This is a genomic window from Paenibacillus sp. J14, assembly GCF_000518465.1.
GTDB classification, from domain to species: Bacteria; Bacillota; Bacilli; order Paenibacillales; family Paenibacillaceae; genus Fontibacillus; species Fontibacillus barengoltzii.
The window spans coordinates 99,492-125,696 of record NZ_JADQ01000009.1; the positions used below are offsets into that span (position 1 = coordinate 99,492).

The 26,205-nt window shown below is 56.0% G+C and carries 21 protein-coding genes, 1 tRNA gene and 1 pseudogene; 7 read left to right on the forward strand and 16 right to left on the reverse strand.

The window, feature by feature from the left end; genetic code table 11:
- Positions 1–32: 32 nt before the first annotated feature.
- Together M891_RS0104820 and M891_RS0104825 are read right to left on the reverse strand one after the other, a co-directional pair.
- Positions 33–1,586, reverse strand: coding sequence for an extracellular solute-binding protein (locus M891_RS0104820; protein WP_028538023.1), 1,554 nt, complete (start codon positions 1,584–1,586; stop codon positions 33–35).
- Between the two features lie 120 nt (positions 1,587–1,706).
- The gene (locus M891_RS0104825; RefSeq protein WP_028538024.1) at positions 1,707–3,227 is read right to left on the reverse strand and encodes an extracellular solute-binding protein; all 1,521 of its coding nucleotides are present in this window, start codon (positions 3,225–3,227) and stop codon (positions 1,707–1,709) included.
- 135 nt (positions 3,228–3,362) lie between these two features.
- Between M891_RS0104825 and M891_RS0104830 the strand changes: the two genes are divergently transcribed.
- Positions 3,363–5,708 (forward strand): helix-turn-helix domain-containing protein, encoded by a 2,346-nt coding sequence (locus M891_RS0104830; RefSeq protein ID WP_028538025.1) that lies wholly within the window; start codon positions 3,363–3,365, stop codon positions 5,706–5,708.
- A gap of 194 nt (positions 5,709–5,902) precedes the next feature.
- Here the strand turns inward: M891_RS0104830 and M891_RS23320 are convergent, their stop codons facing one another.
- The 3 genes from M891_RS23320 to M891_RS0104845 all read right to left on the reverse strand — a co-directional run bounded on the left by M891_RS23320 (position 5,903) and on the right by M891_RS0104845 (position 8,593).
- Positions 5,903–6,889 carry a LacI family DNA-binding transcriptional regulator gene (locus tag M891_RS23320; RefSeq protein WP_051416835.1) on the reverse strand — a complete coding sequence of 329 codons (987 nt, stop codon included), beginning with the start codon at positions 6,887–6,889 and terminating at the stop codon, positions 5,903–5,905.
- An 87-nt stretch (positions 6,890–6,976) separates the two neighbouring features.
- Complete coding sequence (locus tag M891_RS0104840) at positions 6,977–8,320, reverse strand: alpha/beta hydrolase (RefSeq protein ID WP_028538026.1); 1,344 nt, start codon at positions 8,318–8,320, stop codon at positions 6,977–6,979.
- A 188-nt stretch (positions 8,321–8,508) separates the two neighbouring features.
- Positions 8,509–8,593, reverse strand: a tRNA-Leu gene (locus tag M891_RS0104845).
- A gap of 162 nt (positions 8,594–8,755) precedes the next feature.
- Here M891_RS0104845 and M891_RS0104850 point away from each other — a divergent pair.
- Positions 8,756–9,187 (forward strand): hypothetical protein, encoded by a 432-nt coding sequence (locus tag M891_RS0104850; protein WP_028538027.1) that lies wholly within the window; start codon positions 8,756–8,758, stop codon positions 9,185–9,187.
- Between the two features lie 21 nt (positions 9,188–9,208).
- Here M891_RS0104850 and M891_RS0104855 read toward each other — a convergent pair whose 3' ends face one another.
- The 3 genes from M891_RS0104855 to M891_RS0104865 form a co-directional block, all read right to left on the reverse strand.
- Positions 9,209–9,424 carry a hypothetical protein gene (locus M891_RS0104855; protein WP_028538028.1) on the reverse strand — a complete coding sequence of 72 codons (216 nt, stop codon included), beginning with the start codon at positions 9,422–9,424 and terminating at the stop codon, positions 9,209–9,211.
- 182 nt (positions 9,425–9,606) lie between these two features.
- Positions 9,607–9,939 (reverse strand): hypothetical protein, encoded by a 333-nt coding sequence (locus tag M891_RS0104860; protein ID WP_009222820.1) that lies wholly within the window; start codon positions 9,937–9,939, stop codon positions 9,607–9,609.
- 102 nt (positions 9,940–10,041) lie between these two features.
- Complete coding sequence (locus M891_RS0104865) at positions 10,042–10,614, reverse strand: xanthine phosphoribosyltransferase (protein ID WP_028538029.1); 573 nt, start codon at positions 10,612–10,614, stop codon at positions 10,042–10,044.
- 518 nt (positions 10,615–11,132) lie between these two features.
- Between M891_RS0104865 and M891_RS0104870 the strand changes: the two genes are divergently transcribed.
- On the forward strand, positions 11,133–12,179 hold the full coding sequence (locus M891_RS0104870) for a YkvI family membrane protein (protein ID WP_028538030.1): 1,047 nt from the start codon (positions 11,133–11,135) through the stop codon (positions 12,177–12,179).
- Between the two features lie 61 nt (positions 12,180–12,240).
- Here the strand turns inward: M891_RS0104870 and M891_RS25715 are convergent, their stop codons facing one another.
- From M891_RS25715 to M891_RS0104885, 4 genes and pseudogenes are all read right to left on the reverse strand, one after another.
- The gene (locus M891_RS25715) at positions 12,241–14,301 is read right to left on the reverse strand and encodes an ATP-binding protein (protein ID WP_232228287.1); all 2,061 of its coding nucleotides are present in this window, start codon (positions 14,299–14,301) and stop codon (positions 12,241–12,243) included.
- 546 nt (positions 14,302–14,847) lie between these two features.
- Positions 14,848–15,522 (reverse strand): annotated as a pseudogene (locus M891_RS25720) (AAA family ATPase); the annotation flags it as partial.
- Positions 15,519–16,850, reverse strand: a complete 1,332-nt coding sequence (locus M891_RS0104880) for a metallophosphoesterase family protein (RefSeq protein ID WP_036699408.1) — start codon at positions 16,848–16,850, stop codon at positions 15,519–15,521. The pseudogene M891_RS25720 and the gene M891_RS0104880, both read right to left, overlap by 4 nt.
- 18 nt (positions 16,851–16,868) lie before the next feature.
- Positions 16,869–17,990, reverse strand: a complete 1,122-nt coding sequence (locus M891_RS0104885; RefSeq protein WP_028538033.1) for a glycosyltransferase family 4 protein — start codon at positions 17,988–17,990, stop codon at positions 16,869–16,871.
- A 227-nt stretch (positions 17,991–18,217) separates the two neighbouring features.
- Here M891_RS0104885 and M891_RS0104890 point away from each other — a divergent pair, with 227 nt between their 5' ends.
- The 4 genes from M891_RS0104890 to M891_RS0104900 all read left to right on the forward strand — a co-directional run bounded on the left by M891_RS0104890 (position 18,218) and on the right by M891_RS0104900 (position 22,013).
- Entirely contained in the window at positions 18,218–19,654 is a 1,437-nt protein-coding gene (locus M891_RS0104890) for an RsmB/NOP family class I SAM-dependent RNA methyltransferase (RefSeq protein WP_028538034.1), read from the forward strand.
- Between the two features lie 127 nt (positions 19,655–19,781).
- Positions 19,782–19,877: a hypothetical protein gene (locus tag M891_RS25505; protein ID WP_009222812.1), complete on the forward strand. Its 96-nt coding sequence runs from the start codon at positions 19,782–19,784 to the stop codon at positions 19,875–19,877.
- A gap of 137 nt (positions 19,878–20,014) precedes the next feature.
- Positions 20,015–20,599: a DUF2087 domain-containing protein gene (locus M891_RS0104895; protein ID WP_009222811.1), complete on the forward strand. Its 585-nt coding sequence runs from the start codon at positions 20,015–20,017 to the stop codon at positions 20,597–20,599.
- Positions 20,600–20,738: 139 nt separating this feature from the next.
- Positions 20,739–22,013, forward strand: a complete 1,275-nt coding sequence (locus M891_RS0104900; protein ID WP_028538035.1) for an MFS transporter — start codon at positions 20,739–20,741, stop codon at positions 22,011–22,013.
- 64 nt (positions 22,014–22,077) lie between these two features.
- On the opposite strand, the gene M891_RS0104905 is transcribed toward M891_RS0104900, so the two are convergent.
- The 4 genes from M891_RS0104905 to M891_RS0104920 form a co-directional block, all read right to left on the reverse strand.
- Positions 22,078–22,881 carry a Cof-type HAD-IIB family hydrolase gene (locus M891_RS0104905; RefSeq protein WP_028538036.1) on the reverse strand — a complete coding sequence of 268 codons (804 nt, stop codon included), beginning with the start codon at positions 22,879–22,881 and terminating at the stop codon, positions 22,078–22,080.
- A gap of 616 nt (positions 22,882–23,497) precedes the next feature.
- A complete protein-coding gene (locus M891_RS0104910) occupies positions 23,498–24,283 on the reverse strand; it encodes a pseudouridine synthase (protein WP_028538037.1) in 786 nt (261 codons plus the stop codon).
- 1 nt (position 24,284) lies between these two features.
- A complete protein-coding gene (locus tag M891_RS0104915; protein WP_028538038.1) occupies positions 24,285–25,826 on the reverse strand; it encodes an RsmB/NOP family class I SAM-dependent RNA methyltransferase in 1,542 nt (513 codons plus the stop codon).
- A gap of 158 nt (positions 25,827–25,984) precedes the next feature.
- On the reverse strand, positions 25,985–26,205 hold a 221-nt coding region (locus tag M891_RS0104920), incomplete at its 5' end, for a group II intron maturase-specific domain-containing protein (protein ID WP_036699385.1).

The following is a 26,205-nucleotide window of genomic DNA, read 5'->3' on the forward strand; positions in this document are numbered from 1 at the left end:
TAAATCTCCTCCTATGTTCCTTCAATAAGACGTTATCTCGCTGCGTTATATTCCTCGATAATTTGCGAACCGCCCCGGCTCTTCCATTGCTCGATCGCTTTCTCGAAGCCCGCCTTGTCGATTTGACCGTAAATATATTGATACGTGGCGTCCGTAATCAACTGCTGCAGCTCCACGCCCTTCTCCGCGTAGGTTTGCGAATCCAGCGCCGCCGTAGGGTCAGGCACGCCCACCTTGACGTTTTCCTTGATTAATTCTTCCGCATGGATCCGGCCTGGCAGCGTATTGTAGCTTTCGTACATGCCGTTGGTTTCGGGTTCCCCGATGACGCTGTCCTTAAACGGCTTCACTTCGCGCTCGATCAATTCTTTGTTATCCGCAGCCTTGGCTTTGCCTTCTACGACCGTATAGTGCGTGCCTTCAATGCCCCAGTACATCAAATTGGCTACTTCCGGCGTCATCATCTTGTCAAAGAACGCCAAAATCTTCTTGAGCTCCGCTTCATCCTTCACCGCCGATTTCGGGAACAGAATGATATTGTTGTAGCCCGGAATCATCCACTGGGCGAACTTCCCGTCGGGACCGGCTACCATGCTATGCGTGTCGAGTACAGCATCCGGCACATTTTTGATCAGATCCTTGTTGAGGGAATCAATGTCCTGCATCGACCCGCCGATATAAAGCCCGGCCTTGCCGCTGGTGAACATATTGACGGCATCGGTCTTGCTGGTCGCTGCAAAATCCTGGTTCATGTAGCCGTTATCCCGCAGCTTCTTAAAGAAATCCATCGTATCGATATATTGCGGGAACATAAACTCCGGCAACAGTTGGCCGTCCTTCTCACCCCAATTGTTGGGTGTGCCAAACCAGGCGGATACCGTCTTAAACGCTCCATAAACCAGCTCGTTCCGGTCAGCGATCCCGATCGTATCCTTTTGACCGTTGCCGTCCGGGTCTTGTTCCGTAAACGCCTTGGCCATTTCAAACAATTCGTCCACATTAGCCGGTGCGGACAAGCCTAGCTTATCGGCCCAATCCTTGCGGTAGATGATCCCCTGGCGGGCCAGCGGTCTGCCGATATAGAGGGAGTACAGCTTGCCTTCCACCTTCGTGTTGTTCAGAATTTCCGGCTTCAATTTGTTCAGATTCGGAAATTCGCTTAACAACGGGCCAATTTCCCAAAACTGTCCGTCCTTAATCGCTTCTTTCATTTGAATAAACGTGGTTTGGTTTTTGAGATAGGTCACTTGGGGCAAGGAACCCGTGGCAAATGCGGTGTTCAGCTTTTCTTCATACGTGTCTGCCGGGAAAAACTGATAGTTCAGCTTCGTGTTCGTCAGCTTCTCTAGTTCCGCTTTGATCGTATCCGGCGGCGTCTCCGACGTATTTAACGGCAGCATAATCGTAATTTCCGTTGGTTTCTCCGCTTCTGCGGTTGGGTTCGCGCCGTTATCCGCCGTGGTTGCAGCCGGCTCTGCCGCTGTTGAATTGCCGCCTTTCTTATTGTTAGCGCTTCCACAACCGGCCAGCACAACGCTTAGCGCTAACAGTGCGGTCAGAATGAGGATGAAGGATTGTTTCTTCATAGCCTTTGGACCTCCCATGGTTTGGATTACTTACTCTTCCACGGTATCGTCATGACCAAGGTACGGAAACAATCATTTCCTCATAACGGCAGCGGCTCAGCGCTAAACCTGAACTAATGATTATCGGTGTGATAGCGCTTCCTCAAATTCGCGGATTACGACCTGACCGCCGCTTTGCTTCCAGCGCTCAATCTCTTGGTGGAAGCCTTCGGCGTCGATGCGCCCCAGGATGTAGTTGTAGGTGGCATCGCTTATGATCGTGGACAGCTCCGCACTCTTCTCATCATATGTCGGTGAGCTGAGACGAACCGTCGGATCGTCCACCAGGAATGCTTCATTGTCTTTGCTAAGCTGCTCGGCAATTTGAGTCAAATGCTCTTTTTGTGCAACCTCCATAATATTGGGGTTGCTGATATCGGCAATCATCAGCGAATATAGCGGATTCACCTCGTTCACCCGGAGCTGCGACGTTTCTTCCGGCAGAATAACCATCCCGTTTTCCGTCCGGTAGTGTCTGCCTTCAAAGCCGTATTTCATTAAATTAGCCACATCCCGATCCATCGTTCGGTCGAAGAACCGAAGCGCGTCTCTGAGATCCTGCTCGGTAGGAATCATTTTCTTCGAAAATAGATACAAACCGTTAAAATTCGGAATCGACCACACTTTGTACCCGTACGGCCCCTTAATCCGGTTCACCAGCGTAAAATCCGCATCCGGATTGATGGCCCGCGCTTCAATGGCAAGGCGCTGCACGTCGGTCATACTTCCGATCAGAACGCCCGCCTCCCCGCGGATGAACCGATCTCGTTGCACCTCTTTGCTGGTCAGCGGAAAATCCGAATTGATCAGCTTCTCGTCGTACAACTTTTTCATAAAATTCATCGTATTCAAATATTCATCCGTCATAAATTCCGGAATGACCTTGCCGTCCTCGATCTTCCAGTTGTTGGGGGTGCCAAAATAGGAACTGAGCGTCTTAAAAATACCGTAAACCAAATCGTTCCGGTCTACGACACCAAGCGTGTCCTGCTCCCCGTTGCCATCCGGATCTCCGTATGTAAACTGCCGCAGCACTTCATAAAGCTCATCCAGTTTCTTGGGCTCCTCCAGCCCCAGTCGCTCCAACCAATCCTTGCGCAAAATGACCCCTTGCCGTGAGGAAGGGCGTTCGGTATACAGCCCATAAATCTTGCCGTCTACGGCCGTCTGATCTAATATGTTCGGATCCAGCTTGCTCAGGTTCGGGAACTCTGCCAAATACGGCCCAATTTCCCAGAAGACGTCGGAACGAATCGCATTTTTCACCATGTGATAATCCGATACTTTCACAAAGCTGACCTTCGCCAGGGAGTTGGTGGTTAACCCCGTCAACATTTTGTCGGTATAAACGCCCTCCGACACCCATCTCAAATCCAGTCGCACGTCGGTTAACTCCTCGATTTTGGCTACCATCTCCTTCGATGGCGGCTGAGGAAAGTGAAGCGGCACCAACACGGACAAATACGGCCGATCCGAATCGGATGCCTGAAGTTGCCTATCCCGGTTTATACACCCGCTTAGCAAGGAAACCAAGAATACAAGCACGAGTAAGAGCAACGCTGTCGCGAATAATCCGCGGCCCCCGCCTTTGGTTCTAATCATTGGTCAAAGCCCCCTCAAACCGAAGAATAATACAAAATGATTATTGCCTCACGAGATGATTATTGCTATTATTTGACAGACATCATACACTTGGAATTAACGACTTTTTAACGATAAGGTCAGGTGCTGAGATTGGTGAAACCTTTAAGCTTCTTAAGCAAACTGATGATTTTTACAATCGCCGTAAGTACACTGCCCGTCCTGTTCATCGGAACGTTTTCCTATCTGACTTCAACCCGAGAAATCCAAAAAAATGTCAACCGAAGCAAAATTGAGCTAATTTCGCAAATTAACTCCAATGTAGAACGGAAGTTAACAACTGTCAACCAGACGTTAAATCAAGTCGTCAACTCGACCGTGCTCAAGCGGGCTCTTCAAAACCCGTTATCTGAAAGCGATTTCAAACTATATAACGACCTGCGGAATGAAATCCGCAACATGCAATCCTTCGATACGAAGCTGGAGGATGTCGTGTTGATGAATCTCCAGCAGGACTGGATGGTGAAGAACTCCGGGCTGTATCGGATGAGTGAATATAAGGACCGTGAGGGCCTGGAACAGCTGATGGATACGCCAAATGATACCACCTGGATGTTAACGCCGTCCTCCTGGTTTTATAGCGAGGAGAATGCGGATTCAGCACCTTGCCATTACAGCATCAGCCTGATCAAGAAGCTGCCGGTCTCCAGCTTGCATAAATACGGACTGGCATTGGCCAATTTTCCTGCCTGCAGCCTGCAAGACGTTGTGGCGACGGACGTTCAGACCGAGGACCTGGTGATTGTCGCAGATGAGCACGGGCAAATCCTGATGCATCCTGATCCTTCATGGATCGGCCGTCAGCTGGAGGAAACCGGATGGGAGGATACCTCCTTGCTCGCGGACGAAACTCATCCCTCCGGGCAATTTCAGACGCACATCGGCAAGAAAGCTTATGCCGTCACCTACTTGCGCTCCCAGCTGAACGGATGGATGTATCTCTCAGTCACCTCCATCGGCAGCCTGACCCGGGAAGCCGGCAAAATTGGACTGTTCACCTTCTATGTCTGCCTGTTTATGCTGGTGTTGTCGGTCGGGCTGGCCTGGTTCGGCTCACGCCGGATGTACTCGCCGATCGAACGCCTTCTGCATCTCATCGGCCGGCGCAAAACCGATGTCCGCCGGACCCATGCCGATGAGTTTGAACTCATTGGTGAAGAGTATGATCGTTTGTTCCAGTCCAAATCGCAGCTTGAAACGGAAGTTCGGCAGCATATCCGACAAGTGCGGGCGTTCTCCTTGATTGAAGCGTTTCAAGGGCGCTACACCAAAAGCCAATTACTAGAGAAGCTCGAACAGTACGGCTACCAGGAGCAGATCCGCGCTTGGCGAACGATGACGGTGTTTACCTTAGCCCTGGATTTTACGGAGGATTCAGCCTATGGCAAAAAGGATCTTAACCTGCTGCTGTTCGCCGCGCAAAATATCATCGAGGAGTTGCTGGATCCCCGCAGCCGGTTCACCCCGGTGATTATGGACCAAACCATCGTGACGTTGATCGGAAGTGCTGAAGAGGAGCCTGATTCGTTCCACCAAACCGTATATACTTGGACGGAGAAGCTGCAGCACGAAATCCATCTATGCCTGAAAGTCCATGTCAGCATTGGTCTAAGCTTGTCATTTCAGTCCATCTCAAAACTGCCCATCGCTTACCGCGAGGGGATGGAGGCATTAAAATATCGGATGAAGCTCGGGACGGGGGTCATTATTCAATACGAGAACCTCAACTCCGGCAAGCATGTCCTGAACGTGAACTATCCGACGCATAAGGAAAACGAGCTGCTAGATGCCATTAAGCTGGCGGAAACGGAGAAGGCCAAGGAAGTGAATGCGCGGCTGTTCAACTCCATGTTCAACCAAGAGCTGACGCCGCAGGAATATCAAATCCCGCTGACCCGCCTGCTGAATAATTTGCTGGTAATGATGCAGGAAGCGGGGATCGCCTTGCACCAGATCCGGCCTGCAGGCAGCGGTTCTTTGTTTGAAGAGATGTTTGGGCTGCACACCAAAGCAGAAATCGAGGATTGGTTCTGGACGACGGTCATTCACCCGATGATCCGCATCTTTCATAACCGGCAAAACGCCCAGTACCAAAATATTTCGGAGAAAATTATCGATTTGATTCACCACGAGTACGACACCGATTTAACCCTGGAGGCTTGCGCCGCCCGTCTTCATTACAACGCGAACTACATCAGCAGTATTTTTCGGAAAGAAACGGGCTGCTCCTTCAGCGAGTACCTCACGATGTACCGCTTCAAGATGGCGAAAGAATGGCTGCGCAATACGGAAATGCCCGTCAAGGAGATCGCGGCCAAGCTGAGATACAACAACTCGCAGAACTTTATCCGCTCCTTCCGTAAGATAGAGGGGATGACACCGGGGCAGTATCGGGAAGGTGCAGCAGCGCATTCGCCGGGGAGCATTCGGAAATCGATGTAAGGCTGCGGGCGGAGGTATATATGGGCCGGGGCTTTTCCAGGATTATCCCGTTTGTTCAGGAACCCGCAACCCGCTTGATGACCGCCTATCACTGCACCTGCTTTCTCCCTTCACTTCACCTTGCCCGCTCCCGGCTTATAGCTTCCTGAACGAAAGGGATAATCGTGGCAAGAGGCGTACGAAGCGGAGGGAAGTTAGCCCTCGGCATTCACTTGCTGCAATGGAATCGAAACGTATTCTTCATATCCCACTTGAGTTTTGGAGCTTGCATTTGAAGGGGGCTTGTCCTTCGATTCGATATAAAACTGCATGATCTGAAAAGCAACCTCCAGTTGTCCGCGATTTGCTTCTGAGGTGAGCTTGTGGACCGTCGAAGGCAGCACTTCAGGACAGCCGCTCGTACAAAGGACGGTCAGATCCACGTCCAGTCCTCGTGAGGCGTTCGCAACAAGCATGCCAACAAACTCGTTGATCACAATCCCGGCGCCCCCTCGAAACCGCGCCAGAAAATCGGGCAAATGGTCCACGTTGTCCGCTGTGAGCACGAAAATGGCTTCCGGTTCGAGTTCTGCCGCATCCATGATGATCTTCATCGTGTTCTCATTCGTGAAGTCATCCAACACCAGAAAGCGCCGTGCGGTCGCGGCCGATTGCTCTCTCCATAAGGTAAACGCCTTGCGGTAATCCATCACAACTTTATGAAACAGCGGATCGTCGATATGGGTATCGAGCAGTACGATCGGAACCCCAAAGCTAAAATGGACGGAAATGTCCCGGAAGACGTCCTGCTTCACTCCGGCCAACAGCACCCCATCCACCTCCCGCTGCCGGATGATCTCTGGATTGGGCCGCAAGGCGTCCATCCCCAGCACAAGCAGGTGATAGCCTGCCTGATTGCAGAGCATCTCCATCCGTTCAGCTAATCTGCCGTAATAGAACTGCTTCCATAACCCGTCCCGCTCGCTGCGGCAGAAGAGCAAGGCCACCATGCCGGATTTCCCCCGGACAAGCGAACGTGCCGCAAGGCTGGGGATATAATTTAGCTTCTTCGCGGCTTCCAACACACGGCAGCGCGTTTCATCCGTAATTTTCTGGTTGTCCACATGATTTAAAATGTAACTAACCGTTGCCACCGAAACCTTCGCTTCACGGGCAATATCCTTCATGGTTGCTTTTTTCACGGCCAACACCTCATCAAATCTCTAGCACTTTGGTAGGATGATACCATATCCCGGAAGGGAATCGCTACTGCCTTGGTCCATAAAGGATTAGGCAGTTGGGTCATCCTCCCACTCCTCCACGATGAAATGCAGACGAACCGGCTCGGAGGTGTCAAAGCGTCGGCTCGTTGCCCTGCGCTCATGGAATCCAAAGCCTCGCGATACATTCACATCAAATACCAGGTCTCTAGGCAGCAAGAAGCTCCCCTGATAGAACCCGTCTCGAACTTTCGGGATTTCGAAACCCGCGTGAATTCGAGCATCCGCCGGGGTAGACGGTGGAACGGTCACGCTGATTTCAACTTGCACGTACTCGGACAAGTCCGGGATCACCTCGATGCTCGTCAGTGCGGTAAGCCCGCCGAAGCTGACCGTTACATCAGCTTTCCCTTCGGCCAGCGGAACGATCAAGCCGTCCGCTCCCACCTTCAGCACTTCCGGACAGTCCACCGTATAGTCTGCCTGGAGTAAACTCATTTCGAAGCCTGTGTCGCAGGTCACTTGGGGATAGAGCCAAACCCGATGCCCTTGCAGCCCCACTTGTCTTCTCCCGTCCAGCCTGATACTGCGCGGGCGTCCCATCTCGCCAAACAGATACAACAGCGGGGAGTGCAACCGTCTGGCCCAAGCGGCTTGGGAGTGGCCCGCCGCCTCATCAAGTAAAAACATCAAATCCTCGCCCGGCGCAAAACCGCTTTGGATCAATTCATCCACAAACGCCCGGACGTGACGAGGCATGATCAGCCCCTCCGCACCGCCGATATCGACCCAAACGCGCAGCGCGGGCGGTTTGACCGGGAAGGAATGGTATATTTTTTGCTCGCGTACCGGTTCAAGATGGTTCATATGGTCCCTTGGTTCATTCACCACCGCATGCACCAGAAAAGGCGACAGGATCGCCACCTGTCCAAAGATGTCCGGACGACGAAAAGCGATATGATAAGAGACAAGTCCGCCCGCAGAAGAACCGATGATCGCCGTATGCTCCCGGTCCGTTAATGTCCGAAACTTAGCATCGATCATCGGCTTCAGTTCCTCAATGAGAAACCTTTCGTACAGATCCCCATTACAAGTCGTATGGAAAGCTTCTCGAACTCCCGGATGATCATGGAAATACTCCGAGCCTCGTTGATCCTCAATGGACGATACCGCCACGATAATCACTTCTTCCATCCGACCTTCCCGGCTTAACCGCTCGGCCGTTAGGTGCATATCCCAAGAGTCTCCCTTAGAATCAGACGCAAACATATGCTGTCCATCCTGCGCATAAAGCACCGGGTACCGACGATGCTCCGCTTCCGCATAAGAAGGAGGCAAATAGACATAAACCTCCCGAGCATTGCCCAAAAACCTGGAGTACACATTAGCAAGTGTAACGATTTCCGCTCCCATTCGTAACCATCCCTTCGGCAAGCAAATTTAACTTAAACGATTAATGTTCTAAACTTAAACGTTTAAGTTAAGTTGATATTAGGCTGGCTCTGGGGATTTGTCAACACGATCTCTCACAACAATGAGCAAAAAAAGAGCTCTCGATCACCATAAAGGTCAATCAAGAGCTCTTGTTCGTTAAAAATCGATGCGGTCGAGAGGACTCGAACCTCCACGGGGGGTTAGCCCACACGGACCTGAACCGTGCGCGTCTGCCAATTCCGCCACGACCGCATAGTCGATATCGTACAAAATCATATTTTGCAGCGACAAGATAGATCATACCATGTCCAACACCCAAAAGTCAATACTTAACTTTCAAATCCTCCCCCTTGATTAAAAATCATCCATTGGGTTATGATAAGAACATAAGTTCGTATGAAGAGGTGTTGAGCTATGGCCGTTCCCGGCATGAAGGAAGAAGAACTCGCGCTGATCAAGAGCGCGTTGCTGCTTGGTTTTCTGCAGAGAGTATTTCAAAGAGACGCCCGAATCCTTGAGCAAAGCGGGTTGCTGAAGAGCCCCGAAGCTTACGTCGAACTGATCCGGGGCGGCGAGCGCCGCGCAGCGCTGGTCCTCTCGGAAATCCAAGGCAATCTCCGCGAGCGGAACATCGCCATTGAACGCATTCACCAGGATGAGAACGGCATTCAGGCGGAATACCGTTGCCGGGGTTATCGCGGGAATATGCGGATATTGTGGGCCGGCCTGCAACAGGAGATAACCTCCCGGATGCGCGCTTATTTGAACGGAACTGTCCAGGGGCCCGGATCATCCCGAAGAGAACGCATGGAAAAAGGGAACCTCAAGGCTCATCTCCTTCCTTAAGGTCCCCTGTTCCCTCATATCTTAATCCACCGGCGAAACTCTAGGCTCTTTCGCAGGTTGATAAATGTAATTGCGATCCAGCTTCACCACGTTGCGGTTCGGCTTGCGGATTAATACATGCGTATCGTCCCAAGCCACCACGATTCCGCGCACGTCGTTCTCCGGAAGGCCGTCGCGTACGACGCGTATTTTTTCTCCGGACAGCCGGTATTGGTCCAATAATTCATCCGAGATCATCGGATACCCCACCTCCTGGAAATCATTATACAACAGTTGCAGGTCCCGTCCATCTTCCACCCTTGAGGAATACAAGAAAAAGCCCCGCCAGCGAACTAGCGGGACTTCGAACTTTGAATGCTTTCAGCAGCAGCCGGTGCAGCACCGGACTGCATCAGGTTGCTTTGAACCTACGCAAGGGATTAGCGAGAAGCGTGCTCCCTGCTGTCATTCGTTTCAAACCAGAAATCAAGCACTTTGGCCGACATCACTCTTTGCTCCAAATACCCTACTTGTTGCGGGCTGAACTGTTCCTTCCAGGGCACATCGAGCTCTTGGCAAAGCCCGGCTATCGTTAACAATTGCGACCATGCTACATAGCGTTTGTACCAGAAAAACTGGGGATGTTCAAGCATATAGGGATAAAGGTCATCAAACTCGGTATGTTTGCAATCCAGGGCACGTTCAAAAGTTACCTTCGCTTCGGACAATTTCGAAAGAAAAAACTCCGCGTCTACTGCCAATTCTTTCCCCATTCTTTTAGCCTCCTCTCCCTAGTAATCCTCATTATAGCGAAAAAACGGGGGCCTGCAAAGGATTAACCGTAATTTGGCTGCATTTTCTTCGCCCGGTTGTCCTTAGTCCGCGAACCTGATTTGTCCACCCTCCAACGATGCGATGCGGGCCAGCGTCTCCAGACGGATCCCCTGCTCCCGAATCGCCTGGGCTCCGGGCTGGAAGCATTTCTCAATGACGATGCCCGCTCCAACCAGTTCTGCCCCGGATCGTTCAATAATTCGGATCAATCCCCGAGCCGCGTCGCCATTTGCGATAATATCGTCAATGAACAATACCCGGTCGTTCTCTCCAAGAAAATCGCGGGACACCAGAATGTCCGTCACGATCCCTTTCGTAAACGAAGGGACGCGTTCGCACAGCATGTCCGGTTCTGCCAGCAGCGTTTTCTTCCGCCGCGCGAATACAAGCGGGACACCTAACTCATAAGCGGTCGCAAACGCCACCGCAATCCCCGACGACTCCACCGTAATGACGCGAGTGACCCCTCGATCGCGAAACCGCTTGGCAAACTCCTTGCCCATCTCCATCGTCAGTTGCGGGTCCACCTGATGGTTCAGCAGCCCGTCCAACTTCAGCACTTGGTCCGAGACGATAACCCCTTGCTCGACGATTTTTTGTTTTAACAATTCCATATCGTTTCCTCCACAGCTCATAATCTATAGCTTCGTCCAACAAGTCAGATTTCGAGTCCGCATCGGGAGCGGCTTGCTTGCGGCTGGGTGTGAGCGGCCCTATGCACTGGCAGGATCCGCCCCAAGCATACGTTCGGCTGAGCGTAACGGAACGTACAGCCCTTATTTTCCCATTTCCCGACTATTTCCCGCTCTAACGGAATCTAGAGTCCTTATTCGGTCATTTTGCCGGTCCATCCGCTGCATTTTGCCCCAATAAGGTCTGCTCGTTCCGGTAGAATCTGAAGAGTCGCTTCCTCCGGCAAATAACGTCTCTCCGTTCCGTTACGTGGATGAACCATGAACCATCGCCGAAGCCTGCCACAACCCTGCCACAGCTCACCGTTAAGCCAGAACTGCAACTGCTCCTGCCGCGCTCGAAAGATGACTTTTTGGACGACCTATAGGTTTTAAGTCATGTCCAGTTCTTGGACAACATACCTTGTACTATATATAGCACAAGAACCGGGGGGAAAACCATGAAAAATGCCGTAAAAGTTCTGCAGATCGCCTTCACCTACATCGGCACCGTCGTTGGCGCCGGTTTCGCGACGGGACAGGAAATTCTCCAGTTTTTCACCCGGTACGGCAAATGGGGCGTATTGACGATCCTGCTATCTACGCTGCTGTTCGTCTGGCTTGGCACCAAAATGATGCTGCTCGCTCGAACGATTCAAGCAGCTTCCTATGAAGACCTAAACCGCCGTTTGTTTGGCGAACGGATCGGCAGTGCGCTCAGCATTTTTACGTTGATCGTGCTCATCGGTGTCAATAGCGTGATGCTGGCAGGCGCTGGCTCCGTCTTTATGGAACACTTGGGCTTGCATTATCAGACAGGCCTATGGATCACTTTGATTGCTACCTATCTGCTGCTAGGCCGGGGAATCAAAGGGGTGCTGCAGTTGAACTCCATCGTGGTCCCGATGATGCTGATTCTCTCCCTCGCTATTATCACCAATACCGCGGGCTCGCCGGGGGCTGCTCGTTTTCTGTCGCTGGAGACGGATCATCCGCTGATCGCCGCTTGGGCTGCGCCGCTCATGTATGCAGCCTTTAACTTGTCCATGGCTCAGGCGGTGCTGGTGCCGATCGGCAGCCATACTGAAAGTCGCCGGGTGATTGTCCTCGGTGGTGTTCTCGGCGGCGTCGGCGTTGGCTTTATGCTGATGGCCGGTCATTTTGCCCTGTCGGCTTACATGCCGGGGATCGTGCAGTACGAAATCCCAATGGGCAGCATTGCCGAGCAGCTGGGAACCACCATTCAGCTGATCTATGTCCTGCTTATTTTTATGGAGATTTTCAGCACTTTTGTTGCCGACATCTATGGGGTGACCCTCCAACTGCAGCAACGGATTCAGGTCCCGCCGAAGCTGATTTCGGTTACGATTTTATGTATCTGTTATATCACCAGCCAGTTTGGCTTCAGCTCCCTGCTGTCGGTGCTGTATCCTGTGTTTGGCTTGTTCAGTTTGATTTGGGCGCTCATGTTAGGGATGTATCGGCAAAAAGAAACCCCCAGGGGCTAACCCCGGGGGTCTTCTTGCTGCTTTTCGCTGACACTAGTGCTGCTCGACACAAGGATTCGATCTACATATGCACGATCTTGGCTTCCGGCAGCAAGGTTTGGACATGCCGAACCACATGCTCATGGCAAGTCATCATAATGAGTTGCTGGCGGTCCGCAACCTTCCGCAGCACCGACAACGCCCTCACCAAGCGGACTTCGTCAAAGTTGACGAACAGGTCATCCAGCAGCAACGGCAGCGGATGAGAACCCGATACCGCTTCGGACAAAGCCAGCCGCATCGACAAGTACAGCTGCTCCGCTGTCCCTCGGCTAAGCTGTGCGCTTTCGAGCGGACCTAACTCCGCATGCTCCGCCATCAGCTCCTGCGTGCCGATCTTCATGACGATGCGGCGGTAGGTGCCGCCGGTCATTTCCGCGAAGTATCCCGACGCAACTTGCAGCACTGCTGGTTGCCTCTCTTCCTCATAAACCCGGCGTGCACGACCAATCAGTTCATGGCACACCGCCATCACCGCATACTGATCGAGACGATCGCGCAGAGCCGCTCGCTGCTCCTCCAATTGCTGCATCAGATCGTCCCGTAAACAGCGGGCGGCTAAGCTTTCCTGCTCCTGCAGCAAACGTCCGCGTTGCTCCTGGAGCTGTCCGAGCCAAGCTTCAGCTTGCGCCAGCTCCTCCTCCGCCGTGTCCAAGCACTGGCGGAGCTCCGCTTCCTCCGTCGTCCGCAGCAGCTGCTCCAGCTCCTCCCGCTTCGCTTCGTCCAGTCCTGCAAACAGCATCAACTCCAGCTGCCGCACCTCACGCTCCAAAGCTTCCCGCCGTTCCTTCGCAGCCCCAAGACGCAGCAGTTCCTCCCCGTCAGCTGCACCCGCTTCGGCGAGCAACGCCTGCTCCGATTCCCGCAATTGCCGCAACCGATCGTCTAAGCGCTGACCTTCTTCCTCCAGCGGTAACAACTGAGCGGAAAGCTGGTCGTGATGTTTCCGCGCTTCGAGCGCACTGTCCAGGCGTGATAAGGCTGCTCGCAGAACTGCTGCGGCCTGATCAGGGGCGGCTGGGTCTCCATAAGCCAAGCATTCCTGTTCAAACCGCTCGTTCTCCGCACGCAGCGCGGCCATCTTGGCCGCCAGCCCATCCAAGCGGGCCAGCCAGTCCCGTCCTTGCTCCGCGAGGCGGAACACATCTGCAGCCGCCTCCGGGGACAGATCGGCGGACAGTTTTCGTTCGGTCAGCCACGTTTCCCACTGCCCGGCCAACTCCTCAAAGTTGGCTTCACGGCGCGTCAGCTCGCGTTCGGCAGCCGCGAGCTCGTCCCGGGCGGCGGAGGCCTGGCTCAAGGCGGCCTCCGCCTCGCCCTGAAGCGCGGCGTGGCGCTGATCCCACAGCAGCCACGCCTCCATCAACCGGCGCAGCTGGCGCTCCTCCTCGTCCCAGTCCACCGGACGGGACGAAGGGGCGGCCCCGCTGCGCGACCGGGAAGCGGCCGCGGCGCTCTGCGGATGGCGGACGAGCCGGGATAGAAGCGCGCCAAGCCGCGCTTCCGGGCCGGCGTCGTCCCCGGCGCCAAACGCGGCCGCACCGCGGCGCAGCCGCCGCTCGCCGGCAGGCGGTGCGCTGCGGAAGGCGGCCCGCGCCAGGGCCGCGTCCAGGCCCAGCAGCGCCGCCGCTGTGGCTGCGGCCGCCCAAGGCGCGTCCGCCGTCAGCCACAGGATGACGGGCAGCGCCACCGTCAGCAGGCCGCAGCCGGCGAGCAGCTTGCGGTACAGCGCACGCATCTGCGCTGCCGCCAGCGCCCTGGCGTCAGCCGCCCGCTGCTCAGACGCGAGCCGCCCTTGGCCTTCCCGCCAGCGGTCCAGCTCGCCGCGCAGCTCGCTCCAGAGCGCGCGGATTTCGCTCGGCTCCTGCGGGACCAGCATGGCGAACTGCCGCCGCCCTTCCACAGCGCTGGCCTCCAGCCGCGCGACCGCTGCCGCAGCGGCTTTCTCCGCGGTTGCCGCGGCCCGCTCCAGCTTGGCACGCTCGCTCCGCAGCAGCTCCATCTCCTTGTCGTACGCGGCAAACCGCGCCGCAAACCGGCGAACGCTCTCCCGTTCGCCGACCGTCCCGGCAAAAGCGCGCAAATCCTCCGCGCCCCATGCCGGGTGGATGCTGCGCAGGCACTCGGCCAGCCGCCTCTCGAGCTGCAGCGCTTCCGCCGCCAGCTCGGCGAGCTCGCCCTGCCGGGCCTCGTAGCCCGGCAGGAGGCCGGCCAGCTGCCGCAGCGCCGGCTCCTGCGCCAGCACCGCCGCATCCGGGCGGTGCCGCGCCAGCTCCTGCGCCAGCACCGCCGCATCCGGGCGGTGCCGCGCCAGCTCCTGCGCCAGCACCGCCGCATCCGGGCGGTGCCGCGCCAGCTCCGCCTGCAGCGCCTCCCGCCGCCGGGCCCACTCGCTGCGCTCCAGCTGCAGGCGCTCGCGTTCCGCCTGCAGCGCCTGCCAGCGCGCCGCCCCCTGCGCGGGGAAGCGGGCGACCGGCGGCAGCGCCGCCAGCTCCGCGCGCAGCGCCTCGCGCTGCAGCCAATCGGCCCGGCTGCCTACCGCTCGCTGCAGCCGGGCCGTCTCCCGGCTGCGCGCGGCGCGGGCCGCCTCGGCTTCCGCCAGCTGCGCGGCCAGCCGCTCCAGCTCCTCCAGCACGTCGTTGTAACGCGGCAGCAGCGCTTTGGCCGCCTCGGCCTCGCGCTCCAGCCGCTCCACCGCCTGGAGGAGCTGAGCGATTTCCTGCGTGCGCCCGCGCGGCCGATACAGCTTGTCCATGTCCTGGACCAAGCGCTTCTCCCCGCGCAGCACCGCTGCTCCGCCGCCAATCCCGGCGTGGAACAGGTAGCGGCTCAGCTCCTCCGACTGCAAGGCGCCCACTTGTTGCAGTTCCGTCAGCGACACGGCGAACAGCTGCTTGAACATCGCCTTGGACATGCCGCCTAGCAGCTCCCGCTGCATTTCCTCTTGCGATGCCTCCCGCACGCCGCCTTGTTCATCGCTGCGCGTGATCCGCAGCCGGTCGCCGCGCGTGCCCGGCAAATTTCGTCCCTCCGGCGGCTGCGCATACCGCTCGATCATCCAGCGCGTTCCGTCATCGCCCAAGATTGTCAGCACCCCGCCGTGCGCACCGCCCCGCAGCGGCTCATACCGTTCAGCCGCAGCCGCCCGGGTAGGGATGCCAAACAGCATCGCCCGGACAAAGCCCAGCAGCGTGCTTTTGCCTGCTTCATTGGGACCGTACAGCACCGTTACTTGCCCCGGAAGCTCCACGTCCAGCCCATTCAGGCGGCCAAAGCCGCTGATCTGCATCCGTTCCAGCTTCATGAGACGCTTCTCCCTTCCCGCGACGTCGGCGTGTCATCAATCAGCAAGGCCGCGGCCAACTCCTCCGCCCGGCGAACCAGCTCCCGCTTGGCTTCCAGGTTCAGTTCCTGCAAGATCCGTCGCAGTTGCCGGTTCTCTGCCGCCTGTGCCAGCGCGGTGTCAACCAACTCCTCCACCCGTTCAGGTTCAGCGGCTGTGCGTTCTCCTAACCGGAACAGCTCACCGAGGAAGCTGTCCTCCGCAACTAGCCCCTCACGGTCCAGCTCCACCCCAGTTTCCAGCTTGAAGCCGGCCGGCCATACGATGCCTTCACCCTGCCCTGCTTCCACAGCCTCGGCCTCAAAGCGTCCCAGTTCTTTTCGCCGCAACTCCTGCAACAGCTCTGCCGCCTCCGGCCCCGATTGGAGCATCCCGTGCAGCGGCCCGCGCCCGATCAAAATCAACCGAACGACCGTCATCCGATCCGGCTCGGCCTCCCGCAGCTCGTCCAGTTGCTCCTCGAGGCTCAGCTTCAACGCTTCTTCCGTGGCCAACCCGTCGATGGACAAGCGGCTCTCCAGCCACAACACCTGATCGAGTCGCCGAAACGAGAGCTCCGCCTCACCGTTCTCCGCAACCTCCACCAAATAGCAGCCCTTCGGTCCGGTTTCCTTTAGGCTGCGCCCTTGGATGTTGCCGGGATACACCACCCACGGTGAATCGCAGAGAATCTGCCGCTTATGGATATGACCCAGCGCCCAATAATCGTATCCCGAGGCCTGCAAATCGCGAAGCGAGCACGGGGCGTATGCGTCATGCCCCTCCTGGCCGTCCACGTTGCCGTGCAGCAGCCCGATGTGGTAGAGGTCCGAGCCTGGCTCGCGCTGATATTGAATCGCCAAGTTCTCATGCACCGCCGGAGTTGGATAAGAAGCCCCGGTCAGCACCGCCACCGGCTCCCCATCGCTGCGCCGTACGGCGGTCACACTTTCCACTTTGGGGCCAAACTCTGTCACATGATCAGGCAAAGCCAACCTGAGCCTCCGGCCGGACAAGGGGTCATGGTTGCCCCGAATCAGATACACCGGAATACCGTGCTCTCCCAGCTTGTCCCAGCCCTCGCGCAAACGCAGCTGCGCGCGCAGCGAAGAGTCCGATGCGTCGTAAATATCGCCGCTGATCACCACGAAATCAACGGCTTCCTCGATCGCAAGCCGAATCATTCGCTCGAACGCAGTAAAGGTTGATTCCCGCAATAACTCGCGCAGCCGATCCGGCACCCCGGACATCCCCGAAAAAGGGGTATCCAGGTGCAAATCGGCTGCGTGTAGAAAACGAAAGGCTTTCATCCGCACAACAACTCTTTCCTATTTGAATTGCAGGTACAGCTTCTTCAGCTCGTGGACCACCCGGTTCAGCGAGTAATGGGTTTTCGCCTTCTCTGACCCGCTGCGGGCCAGCTGATAACGGTAATCCGGATCCACGATCACTTTCTCCAGCGCTTCGGCCAACGCCTTCGGATCTTCCGGAGGCACCAGCAGACCGTTCACGCCATCCTCAATTTGCTCAGCAATCCCGCCGATCCGCGTTCCGACGAGCGCCAGACTGCACAGCGCAGCCTCAGCGAACACATTGCCAAAGGCCTCCGCCCGGGAAGGCAATACGAAAATATCAAAGAACGGCATAAATTCTTCCGGATGCAGCGTATACCCGTAAAAAATCGTATCATCATAAATGCCCAATCGTTGCGCCAGCTGCTCCAGCTCCTGACGGATGGGACCGTCGCCGATAATGTGCAGCACATAGTTATGGCCGCGCTTCTTCAGTTCGGCGCACGCATGCAGCAACGTGTCCAACCCTTTGGCCGGCACGAGGCGGCAGACGGTGACGAGCTGAGCGACTTCATTTTCATGAGGGACCGGTTTAAACCGCTTCTCATCAAACCCGTTCGGGATCACGCCGATAGCCGCAGGATCGTCCACATACGGCGCCAAATACTCGGCAAAAGATTTCGATACGGTGAACAGCCGATCGGTGCGATGCTCCAGCTCGCGGTACAGCGACGTAAGAAATCGGTGCTCCGGCCCGTTCTCTCGGATGCGGCCGTTGAGAATCAATTCTTTTTCATAACTCGAGTGAATGCTTTGGATAACCGGCGTCTGCGGGAACACTTCCTTCATCGCCAGCCCTGCGATCGGGTGATGGGCATGGATCAAATCGTAAGGCTGTTTCAATCGCAGCTTAGTCCACCACAAATAGTCGCGATAGGTTTGCACGTATTTTTGGACGATCGGGCTGTCCCCGTATTGCTGCCAATCAAAGGTATGAAAAATAACGGGATCGCTCCCCTTCGAACGGATCCGTTTGGGCAGTGAAAACAACTCCATCTCCCAATGTGGAGGATTAAACCGGTCTTGCAGGTACGGAATCATCGACGATACGCCACCGGGCTGTTCCGGCGGGAAAAATAAAGCCTGCAGCAGTTTCATTGTGCTTCTCCTTTGCATGTCGTACGTTTTTTGCGTTTAAATCCGCTTCTTTTTCCATTATGCCATAGGCAGGAAGGAACATCCATTCCCCTTTTTTACGAGTCATTAAAAAATCACTGCTGGATCAACTGCCTCTTTTGTGAATAAAAAGGGATATGATAAACTGCTGAAGTATAGATGTTCCGGCCTCTGACGGCCTTTTTTAGATTGTGGAAGGAGCAACAACGATGAGCAATCCATCCCTGCCAACCGCATACGTTGAAGCGGTAACGGCCCTGCTCGGCCCGGCCGAGACTGAGGCGTTCCTAGCAAGCTATGATGCGCCTCGCACCTATGGACTTAGATTTAATACGTTAAAAATACCTCCGTCCTCCCCGGCGGCTGACAAGCTCGCGGAGCTGTTCGCCTTGCGTCCGGTACCTTGGTGCGGGACGGGCTATTATTACGAGGAATCCACCCGGCCGGGGAAACACCCCTACCATGCTGCCGGTCTCTATTATATTCAGGAGCCGTCCGCGATGTCCGCCGTGGAGCTGCTTGACCCGCAGCCCGGTCAGACGGTACTGGATTTAGCGGCTGCCCCCGGCGGCAAGACAACCCAAATCGCTGCCAAAATGGCCGGCCAAGGTCTGCTGATCAGCAACGAAATTCACCCGCAGCGCGCACGCATTCTAGCGGAAAACGTGGAGCGTCTCGGCATTCGGAACGCCGTCGTGACGCAGGCGCCACCGCCTGCGCTCTCCGCCCGCTTCCCGCTGGCGTTTGACCGCATCATGCTGGATGCCCCTTGCTCCGGCGAGGGGATGTTCCGCAAAGATCCCGACGCGATCAGCGAATGGTCGCCGGAGGCTGTGGAGCTGTGTGCTGCCCGGCAATGGGACATCCTGCAGGACGCGGTCGCGATGCTGAAGCCCGGAGGGCGGCTTGCCTACTCGACCTGTACGTTTAACCGCCGCGAGAACGAGGACACTATCACCCGTCTGTTGGCGGAGTACCCGTTCCTGCGCCTGATCGCCGAGAAGCGGATTTGGCCGCACCGCGAACAAGGAGAAGGCCATTACGTCGCCCTGATCGAACGGGATCATGACGAGAAAACCCCTGCGATCTCCGCTGCTATCGCCAATCGGGAGGGGGCGGACGCCGTTCGCCGCGGCGGACGTGAGCGCAACCGCAAGCGCGGCGCCCGCTCCGGTCCGTCCGAGCGCAGCGCCGCAACAGCCTGGGACAGCTTTCGCGCTTGGGCGGCGGACGAGCTGCCTGCCTTCGCGCCTCCCGCCGGAGGCACCCCGCTTCTGTTCGGCGAGGCGCTCTATCTGCTTCCGGCCAGCGGCGGTTTGGCGCTGACGCCGGAACACTTAACCGGCCTAAAGGTCCCGCGCGCCGGGCTGCACCTCGGCGACGTCCGCAAAGGCCGGTTTGAGCCCGCCCATGCGCTGGCGATGGCGCTCAGCGCAAACGAAGCCGCCCCGCGTCTGTGGACGCTCGACGCGGAATCGCCGCTCGTCGCCGCCTATCTGCGCGGCGAGACGCTTGAGGTGCCGGCCTCCTTACGCGGCTGGCACCTCGTGACCGTCGCCTGCGGCGACGACCAATATCCGCTGGGCTGGGGCAAAGCCAGCGGCGGACAGCTGAAAAATCACCTGCCCAAAGGATTGCGTCATTAAAGTTTCAAAGGCGCCTATTTGCAGGTCACTCCTGCCGGATGTCCAAACGTATACCTCCTTGGCTGCATACAATGCACTATCTCGTTTTAAAAACGGGAAACCATCCTGACGTAAGGGAGGAATAACAATGAGTGGAATCCATGGAGGGGGCTTCACTTCAACGGCAGCAATTTTGGTACTGTTCATCTTGCTCGTGATCGTTTCCCGTTCACTTCTGGTGTAATGCAGCCACGAGCCTGTAAAGAGGTTGGAATCCGGCCTGGATTCCAACCTCTTTTTTTATCCCTTGACAAGAAACCGCTTAGGATGAAATAATACACTCATCTAATTAAATGATTATCGAATTAGCGAGGGATGAGGATGCAGCTCGACCGATTAGTTCATTTTCATAAAGCTGTTGGCGATGTGACCCGGATCCGGATTATCGCCTTGCTTCAAAACGGCCCGTTACACGGTCAGGCACTGGCCGGAAAGCTTGGCGTCACGCCGCCGACGATTACCCACCATATGACCAAGTTAAGGGAGGCGGATTTGGTGTACGAACGCCGCGACAAGAATACGATTTATTTTTATTTGAACGAAAAAAGCCTCACCCAACAAGCTCAAGCGATTCTAAAAGTCGGCAAGGCGAGTTCTGCGGCCGAGGACAAGCAAGAAGCGGCGGCACGCAAAGCCGCGATCCAGGACAACTTCTTTAACAGAGACGGCACCCTTAAGCACTTGCCAGCCCAACGCAAGAAGAAGCTGATTGTGCTCGAACGTCTCGTCAAAGGCCTGGAGCCGCACCGCAAATATACGGAAAAAGAAATCAACGAGTATATTCGGCAATACCACGAGGATTATGCGACGATACGCCGGGAGTTTATCATGAACCATTTCATGTACCGCGAAAATGATATTTACGAGTTGAACCCGCCGGAGCTCTGGGACAAGAGCCCATCCTGATTGCAACTACAGCGGTTCAGGAATATCTCGCCGTGCAATAAGGCTGGCCGTGCCTTTTCGCCTTATTGCCTTTTTTTCGCGAATGCAATTCGATAATCATTTAATTAGACAGATGTATAAAAGGAGTTGGCCTCATCCCATGAAATCTTTACGAATCCTGCGCCAGGAACCTTCCTACCGCCGCCTGTTTGCGGCTGGTCTGGTGAACGGCATCGGCGACCGCTTCAGCCAGGTGGCTGTCCTCGGTTTGCTGCTATCGTTGACCGGCTCAGGTCTGGCCGTCGGCATCACCTTTGCGATTCGCCTCGTTCCCTACCTTGTCTTTGGACCGATTGGCGGGTGGCTTGCCGACCGTTTTACCAAAAAAACGATCATGCTCTTCACCGACGCCGTCCGGATCTTTTTTGCATTAACACCGCTTCTCGTTCACGAAGCCGGAGACGTCTGGATCATCTATGTCAGCTCGTTTGCCTTGTCCGCGGGCGAAGCGATCTACGCCCCGGCCCGCATGTCGCTCATTCCCCGGCTCGTCCGTCGGGAGAACCTGCTGGCGGTAAACAGCCTGGAGCAGGCGATGACGGGCTTTGTGCTCATCGGCGGCTCTGTCACGGGCGGCATCCTCGCTGCGGCAGTTGGCAGCCAGGTGTCTTTTGTGCTGAACGCCCTGTCCTTCCTCGTCTCCGGTCTGCTGCTTCTTCGCTTGAATCCGGCAGCGCAGCCCGCAGCCGGAGCAGACGCGATCGACGCAGAAGCGGCTAAGTCAAGCTCGCAGCCCTCGATTCCCTCATCCACCACATTTCGCCGGCTGGTACGTCAAACTTTCTTTTTGCAAATCATGCTGATTGTCTTTGCCATTTGGCCGATCGGGGACGGGATCTTTAACGTGCTGATCAGCGTATATGCCTCTGAAGTGTTTCACATGGGAGACGTCGGCATTGGGCTGCTGTATGGGGCGCTGGGTGCCGGGATGCTGATCGGCTCCGGACTCGCCGGCAAGGTGGCCCGTCATATGCGGACCGCCGCGGTGCTCACCCTTGGACTCGAAGGAATATCTCAAGTGATCAGCAGCCAGTCGCCTTCCTTTCTCCTGCTGTTTGGGTTGCTGGTCTTATCGGCGATCATCACCAGCGTAGGCAACGCCTGCAACGAGACGGTGCTGATGCAGCTGATTCCTAGCGAATGGCAAGGTCGGTTCTTCGGCAGCCTGGCCACCCTGCAAAATACCGTGATGGGCGTCATCATGCTCGCTTCCGGTTTCCTGCTGGAAGCCGTAGCGCCTAGAACCTTGGGGTTCGCCGGGGGAACGCTCCTCACCTTGCTGGGCTTCGCCGTTGCCATTGTCTGGCTGCTGCACCGCCGCAAGGCCCATCCCTTGAAAGAAACCGAGCAGCCGCCGCAAATGTCCTTGGACTGACCACTTAGAGACACCAAAAAAGCCGAACCCGGTTCCGGGCTCGGCTTGATCTATGTTCACGCTGTTAGGCTTCCAGGCAATATTTCTCCAACGCCCGCTTCACGCCTTCCTCGTTATTCGAGGCCGTGACGGCATCGGCGGCAGCTTTTACGTCGAGCGGCGAATTGTCCATCGCTACGCCCAGTCCGGCATAGGTGAGCATCGTGATGTCGTTATAATAGTTCCCGATCGCCATCACGTTTTCCGCCGGGATTCCGCGTTTTTCCGCCAGCTTCTGCAGGGCCGCTCCTTTCGAGGCGTCTTTATGCATCAAGTCGATGAAAAAATCGCCGCTGCGCAGCATATTAAACTCCTGCGTCCACTGACTCCAGTCAGCATACACCCGATCCAGCTCCTCCATCCCGCCGGCTGCGGTGAACTTCACGATCGGTTTAGTAAAATCTGCCCAGGCTGGCATATTCTCCGGTTCCATAAAAAACTGGTGGTACACGTCCAGCGTTTCTTGGGTCAGCCCGGCCAGATTTTCCACATACAACGTAAAAGTGGTATTCACGTCAAAATGGATGTTGTGTTTGCGGCAATACTCCATGTACGGCTCCAGCCCGTGCGGATTCATCGCAAATTCATGGATAACCTCCTCGGTCCGCACATCCACCGTAGCTGCACCGTTATGGCAAATGACGTAGCCGCCCAAGCCAATCTCACGCATATATGGGATCGAGCTCCGAGGAGCCCGGCCGGTGCACAACACAAACTCTGCACCTTGTTCCGCGATGGCGCGGATCGTCTCGATCGTTCCTGGCGTCAGGACGTGGTCGTCCGTCAGCAGTGTGCCGTCAACATCCAAAGCAATCAGTTTATATTTCATGTATGGTGTGGTCTCCTTTCTGTCTCTCTGTCTCAACCCTCCCCATCCCTCCCTTACCGTAAGGGAGGGGGCCCGAGGGCCTGCTGCCCTCTGGTCTCCCGCAAAGGGGAGGAACGTAGGAGGCACAGAGGCGCTCCTGCACGCTCTCCCCTTTGGGGAATCGCTTAGGTTGGCTTGTGGAACGCTTTTCCCCCTTCGGGTACGTCTAACTTTTGGCGCTCCCGGGTTCCCTGGTAAACCGTACTGCTCAACTCTGCTTCTCTCGGAGCACCCGGGCAGACTTGTGTGCTCTAAGCCGCTTGTCGCCCTGCGGGCACGCTCTGCTTGGGGCGCTCCTGCTTGCTGCTGGCGAACACTGCAACGCAGGGCTTTAGATCCTGCTACTCCGTTCAATCAAACCGCTGTCCCTGCGGGATTCGCTTACTTCAGTGCAAACCGCTGATTTGTTGAGGCTGCTGCGTGCTTCTTTATTTCTTTCCTGCAAACCCACCGCTCTCCCTTCGGGATTCGCTTACTGTTGCGCAAACCGCTGGTTTGTTGGTGCTACTGCGTGCTTCTTTATCTCTTTCCTGCAAACCCGACGCTCTCCCTGCGGGATTCGCTTACTATTGTGCTTTTACGTTGTAGGCTGCTTTTTAGGGGCTGCAGGGTTTTTGTAAGTTCGCAGCGATTCCAGCTCGGACTCGGTCAGCTCGCGGAAAGCGCCCAGCGGCAGGGTCTCGTCAAGAACGAGCGGGCCCATCGATATGCGCTTCAGGTAGGTCACCCTCGAGCCAACGGCTTCGAACATCCGCTTCACCTGATGGAACTTCCCCTCCGAGATCGTCAGCTGGATGCGTGAGATAGGAGTTCCGTCGGTATCTAAACGATGCTCCAGCACCTTCAGCTCAGCGGGCAAGGTGACATAACCGTCGTCGAGCTCGACGCCTTCCCGGAAGCGGGCAGCTTCCGGATCTCCCACATGGCCGAGAACAACGGCTTCGTACGTTTTCGGCACATGCTTGCGCGGAGATAACAGATCGTGTGCCAGCTGACCATCGTTGGTCAACAGCAGCAGACCCTCTGTATCCTTGTCCAACCGACCGACAGGAAACGGGGAGAACACTTGAAAATCCACCGGCAACAAATCAATGACGGTTTTCTCTCTCATATCCTCTGTGGCTGAGATCACACCAGGCGGCTTATGTAACATCAAATAGACGAATTCGCGGTAAAAAATCTGCTCGCCATCCAGCTCCACAACATCAACCTCCGGGTCACATTGCATGCCGCTGTCCTTGACAACCGCACCGTTGATTGTGACCCGGCCTTGTTTAACGTATTTTTTTATCTCCGACCGGGTGCCGTAACCCAGATGGCCTAATATTTTGTCCAAGCGCTGCGTCTTCTTGCCTTTACTCATTTTATGTCCACCTCCACCCGGCGGGATATTCATTCTTCAGCAATCCGTCCTGCCATTTGCCCCAGCCCAGCGAGTAACCGTCAACCGTGACCAGCACATAGCCTTTGGGGTTGGCGCCTTCCTGGCAACGAATCCGTTCCTTGTCCGCCTGCAGCGTCTCACCTTTCAGATACCGAATCGCCTCACCGTCCGCAGAAGAGAGGTCCAATACCCGCGCCGCTTCGGTCGGAGACAGTGCCGTTGCCAAAGGTTGTCCTGGCGTCAAACGCCCGTTTTTCACAGTTCCGACGTACCACCCGGGACGCACGACTTTTAAGCCGTCCAGCCGCTCTTTCGTCAGTGGGGACAGATAGACGTTGCCGCCAAAGAGAAGCGGTTCTCCCGGCAATTCCGCTCCGGCGAGTTGTTCTTGGGCAAAAGCCCGCCAGCTTTCCAGCACCTCCCGATCGTCCACCGCCTTCACATCACGACCTCCACCGGGACGGGATCGATGAGAGTGACGGGAGTTCCGTTTATCGCGAGAGTTCTCTTCCCATTGCGAGGAAACCTGACGCTCATCTTCTAATTTCTTCTCAGGGTTCTCTTCCCCTTGCCGCTCCAGCACCGCGAGAAAATGCCCCTCGCCCTCCACCTGATGCGGCCAAAGCCGTCCACAGCCGGCAGTTTGTTCGGCGATTTCCGGCGGATACACCTTGCCTTCCCCGCGCTCAGCGAGCCAAGTGAGCCACTCCGGCCGTCCGGGTGCGATACCATAATCTAAACCCAAAGGCACTACTCGAAATTCCGGATGCTCCAGCAGAAACTCAGCAATCGTCGCTTCATTCTCCTCCGGGGCAAACGTGCAGGTAGAATAGACGATTCTCCCGCCCGGCGCCAGCATGGCCGCAGCCGACTTCAAAATTTCCTGCTGCATGTCAGCATATTTCCGAACCCAATTGGGCTCCCAATGCCGCGCCATATCCTCATCCTTCCGGAACATGCCCTCGCCCGAGCAAGGCGCATCGATCAGGATCTTATCGAAAAAAGAAGGAAACGCCCGCGCGATCCGCTCCGGCGATTCCCCCAGCACAACGGCATTTCGAACCCCGTACAGCTCGATGTTCTTGGCGAGCGCCTTCGTCCGCTCCGGGTTGATGTCGTTGGTGACCAGCATTCCTCGTCCGCACAGCTTCGCTGCGATTTGCGTTGACTTCCCGCCAGGGGCTGCGCAAAGATCGAGCACCCGCTCTCCGGGAGTGACATCCAGCAGTTCGACCGGCGCCATTGCACTGGGCTCCTGAATATAATATAGCCCGGCATGATAATACGGATGTTTGCCCGGCTTTGCCTGCTCCTCGACGTAGTACCCTGTCTGGCACCAAGGGATCGGCCGTAAATCAAACGGCACTACCGCCTTGAAGTCTGTCGGATCGATCTTTAGCGTATTAACCCGGATTCCTGCAAATTTAGGACTGTCATAAGACGCGTAAAAGTTCGCAAACTCTTCCTCGCCCAAAAGCCCGCGCATCCGTTCTATAAATTCCTTTGGTAGTTGAACCGCCATGCTTGTCCCATCCATTCTTTGTTTCAATCCTGTTGGTAGCAGCCTTGCGCAAACGGCTAGAGTGAAAGGCTGGGCGGGGCCCAGCCCCTCCTCATCAAACCGTACGTGAGGTTTTCCCTCATACGGCTTTCCGATGTTCGTCATCATGAGCATGCAGATTACAAGAGCGTTTTAAGTCCATATTGAATAGACAAAGACTTCACTTCGCGCAGCGAACTCAACCATCGTCTGCGTTTGTGTTTCTTAGCATACCACTTCGCAAACCGCTGCCGGATATACCAATCCAACTTCGCCATCTTCCTCTGGCTGTAAGCTGTGTAGTAGTAATTGCGCCAGCCTTGAATCTTTGGATTCAGGTACTCCACGTGCTCTTCGAAAC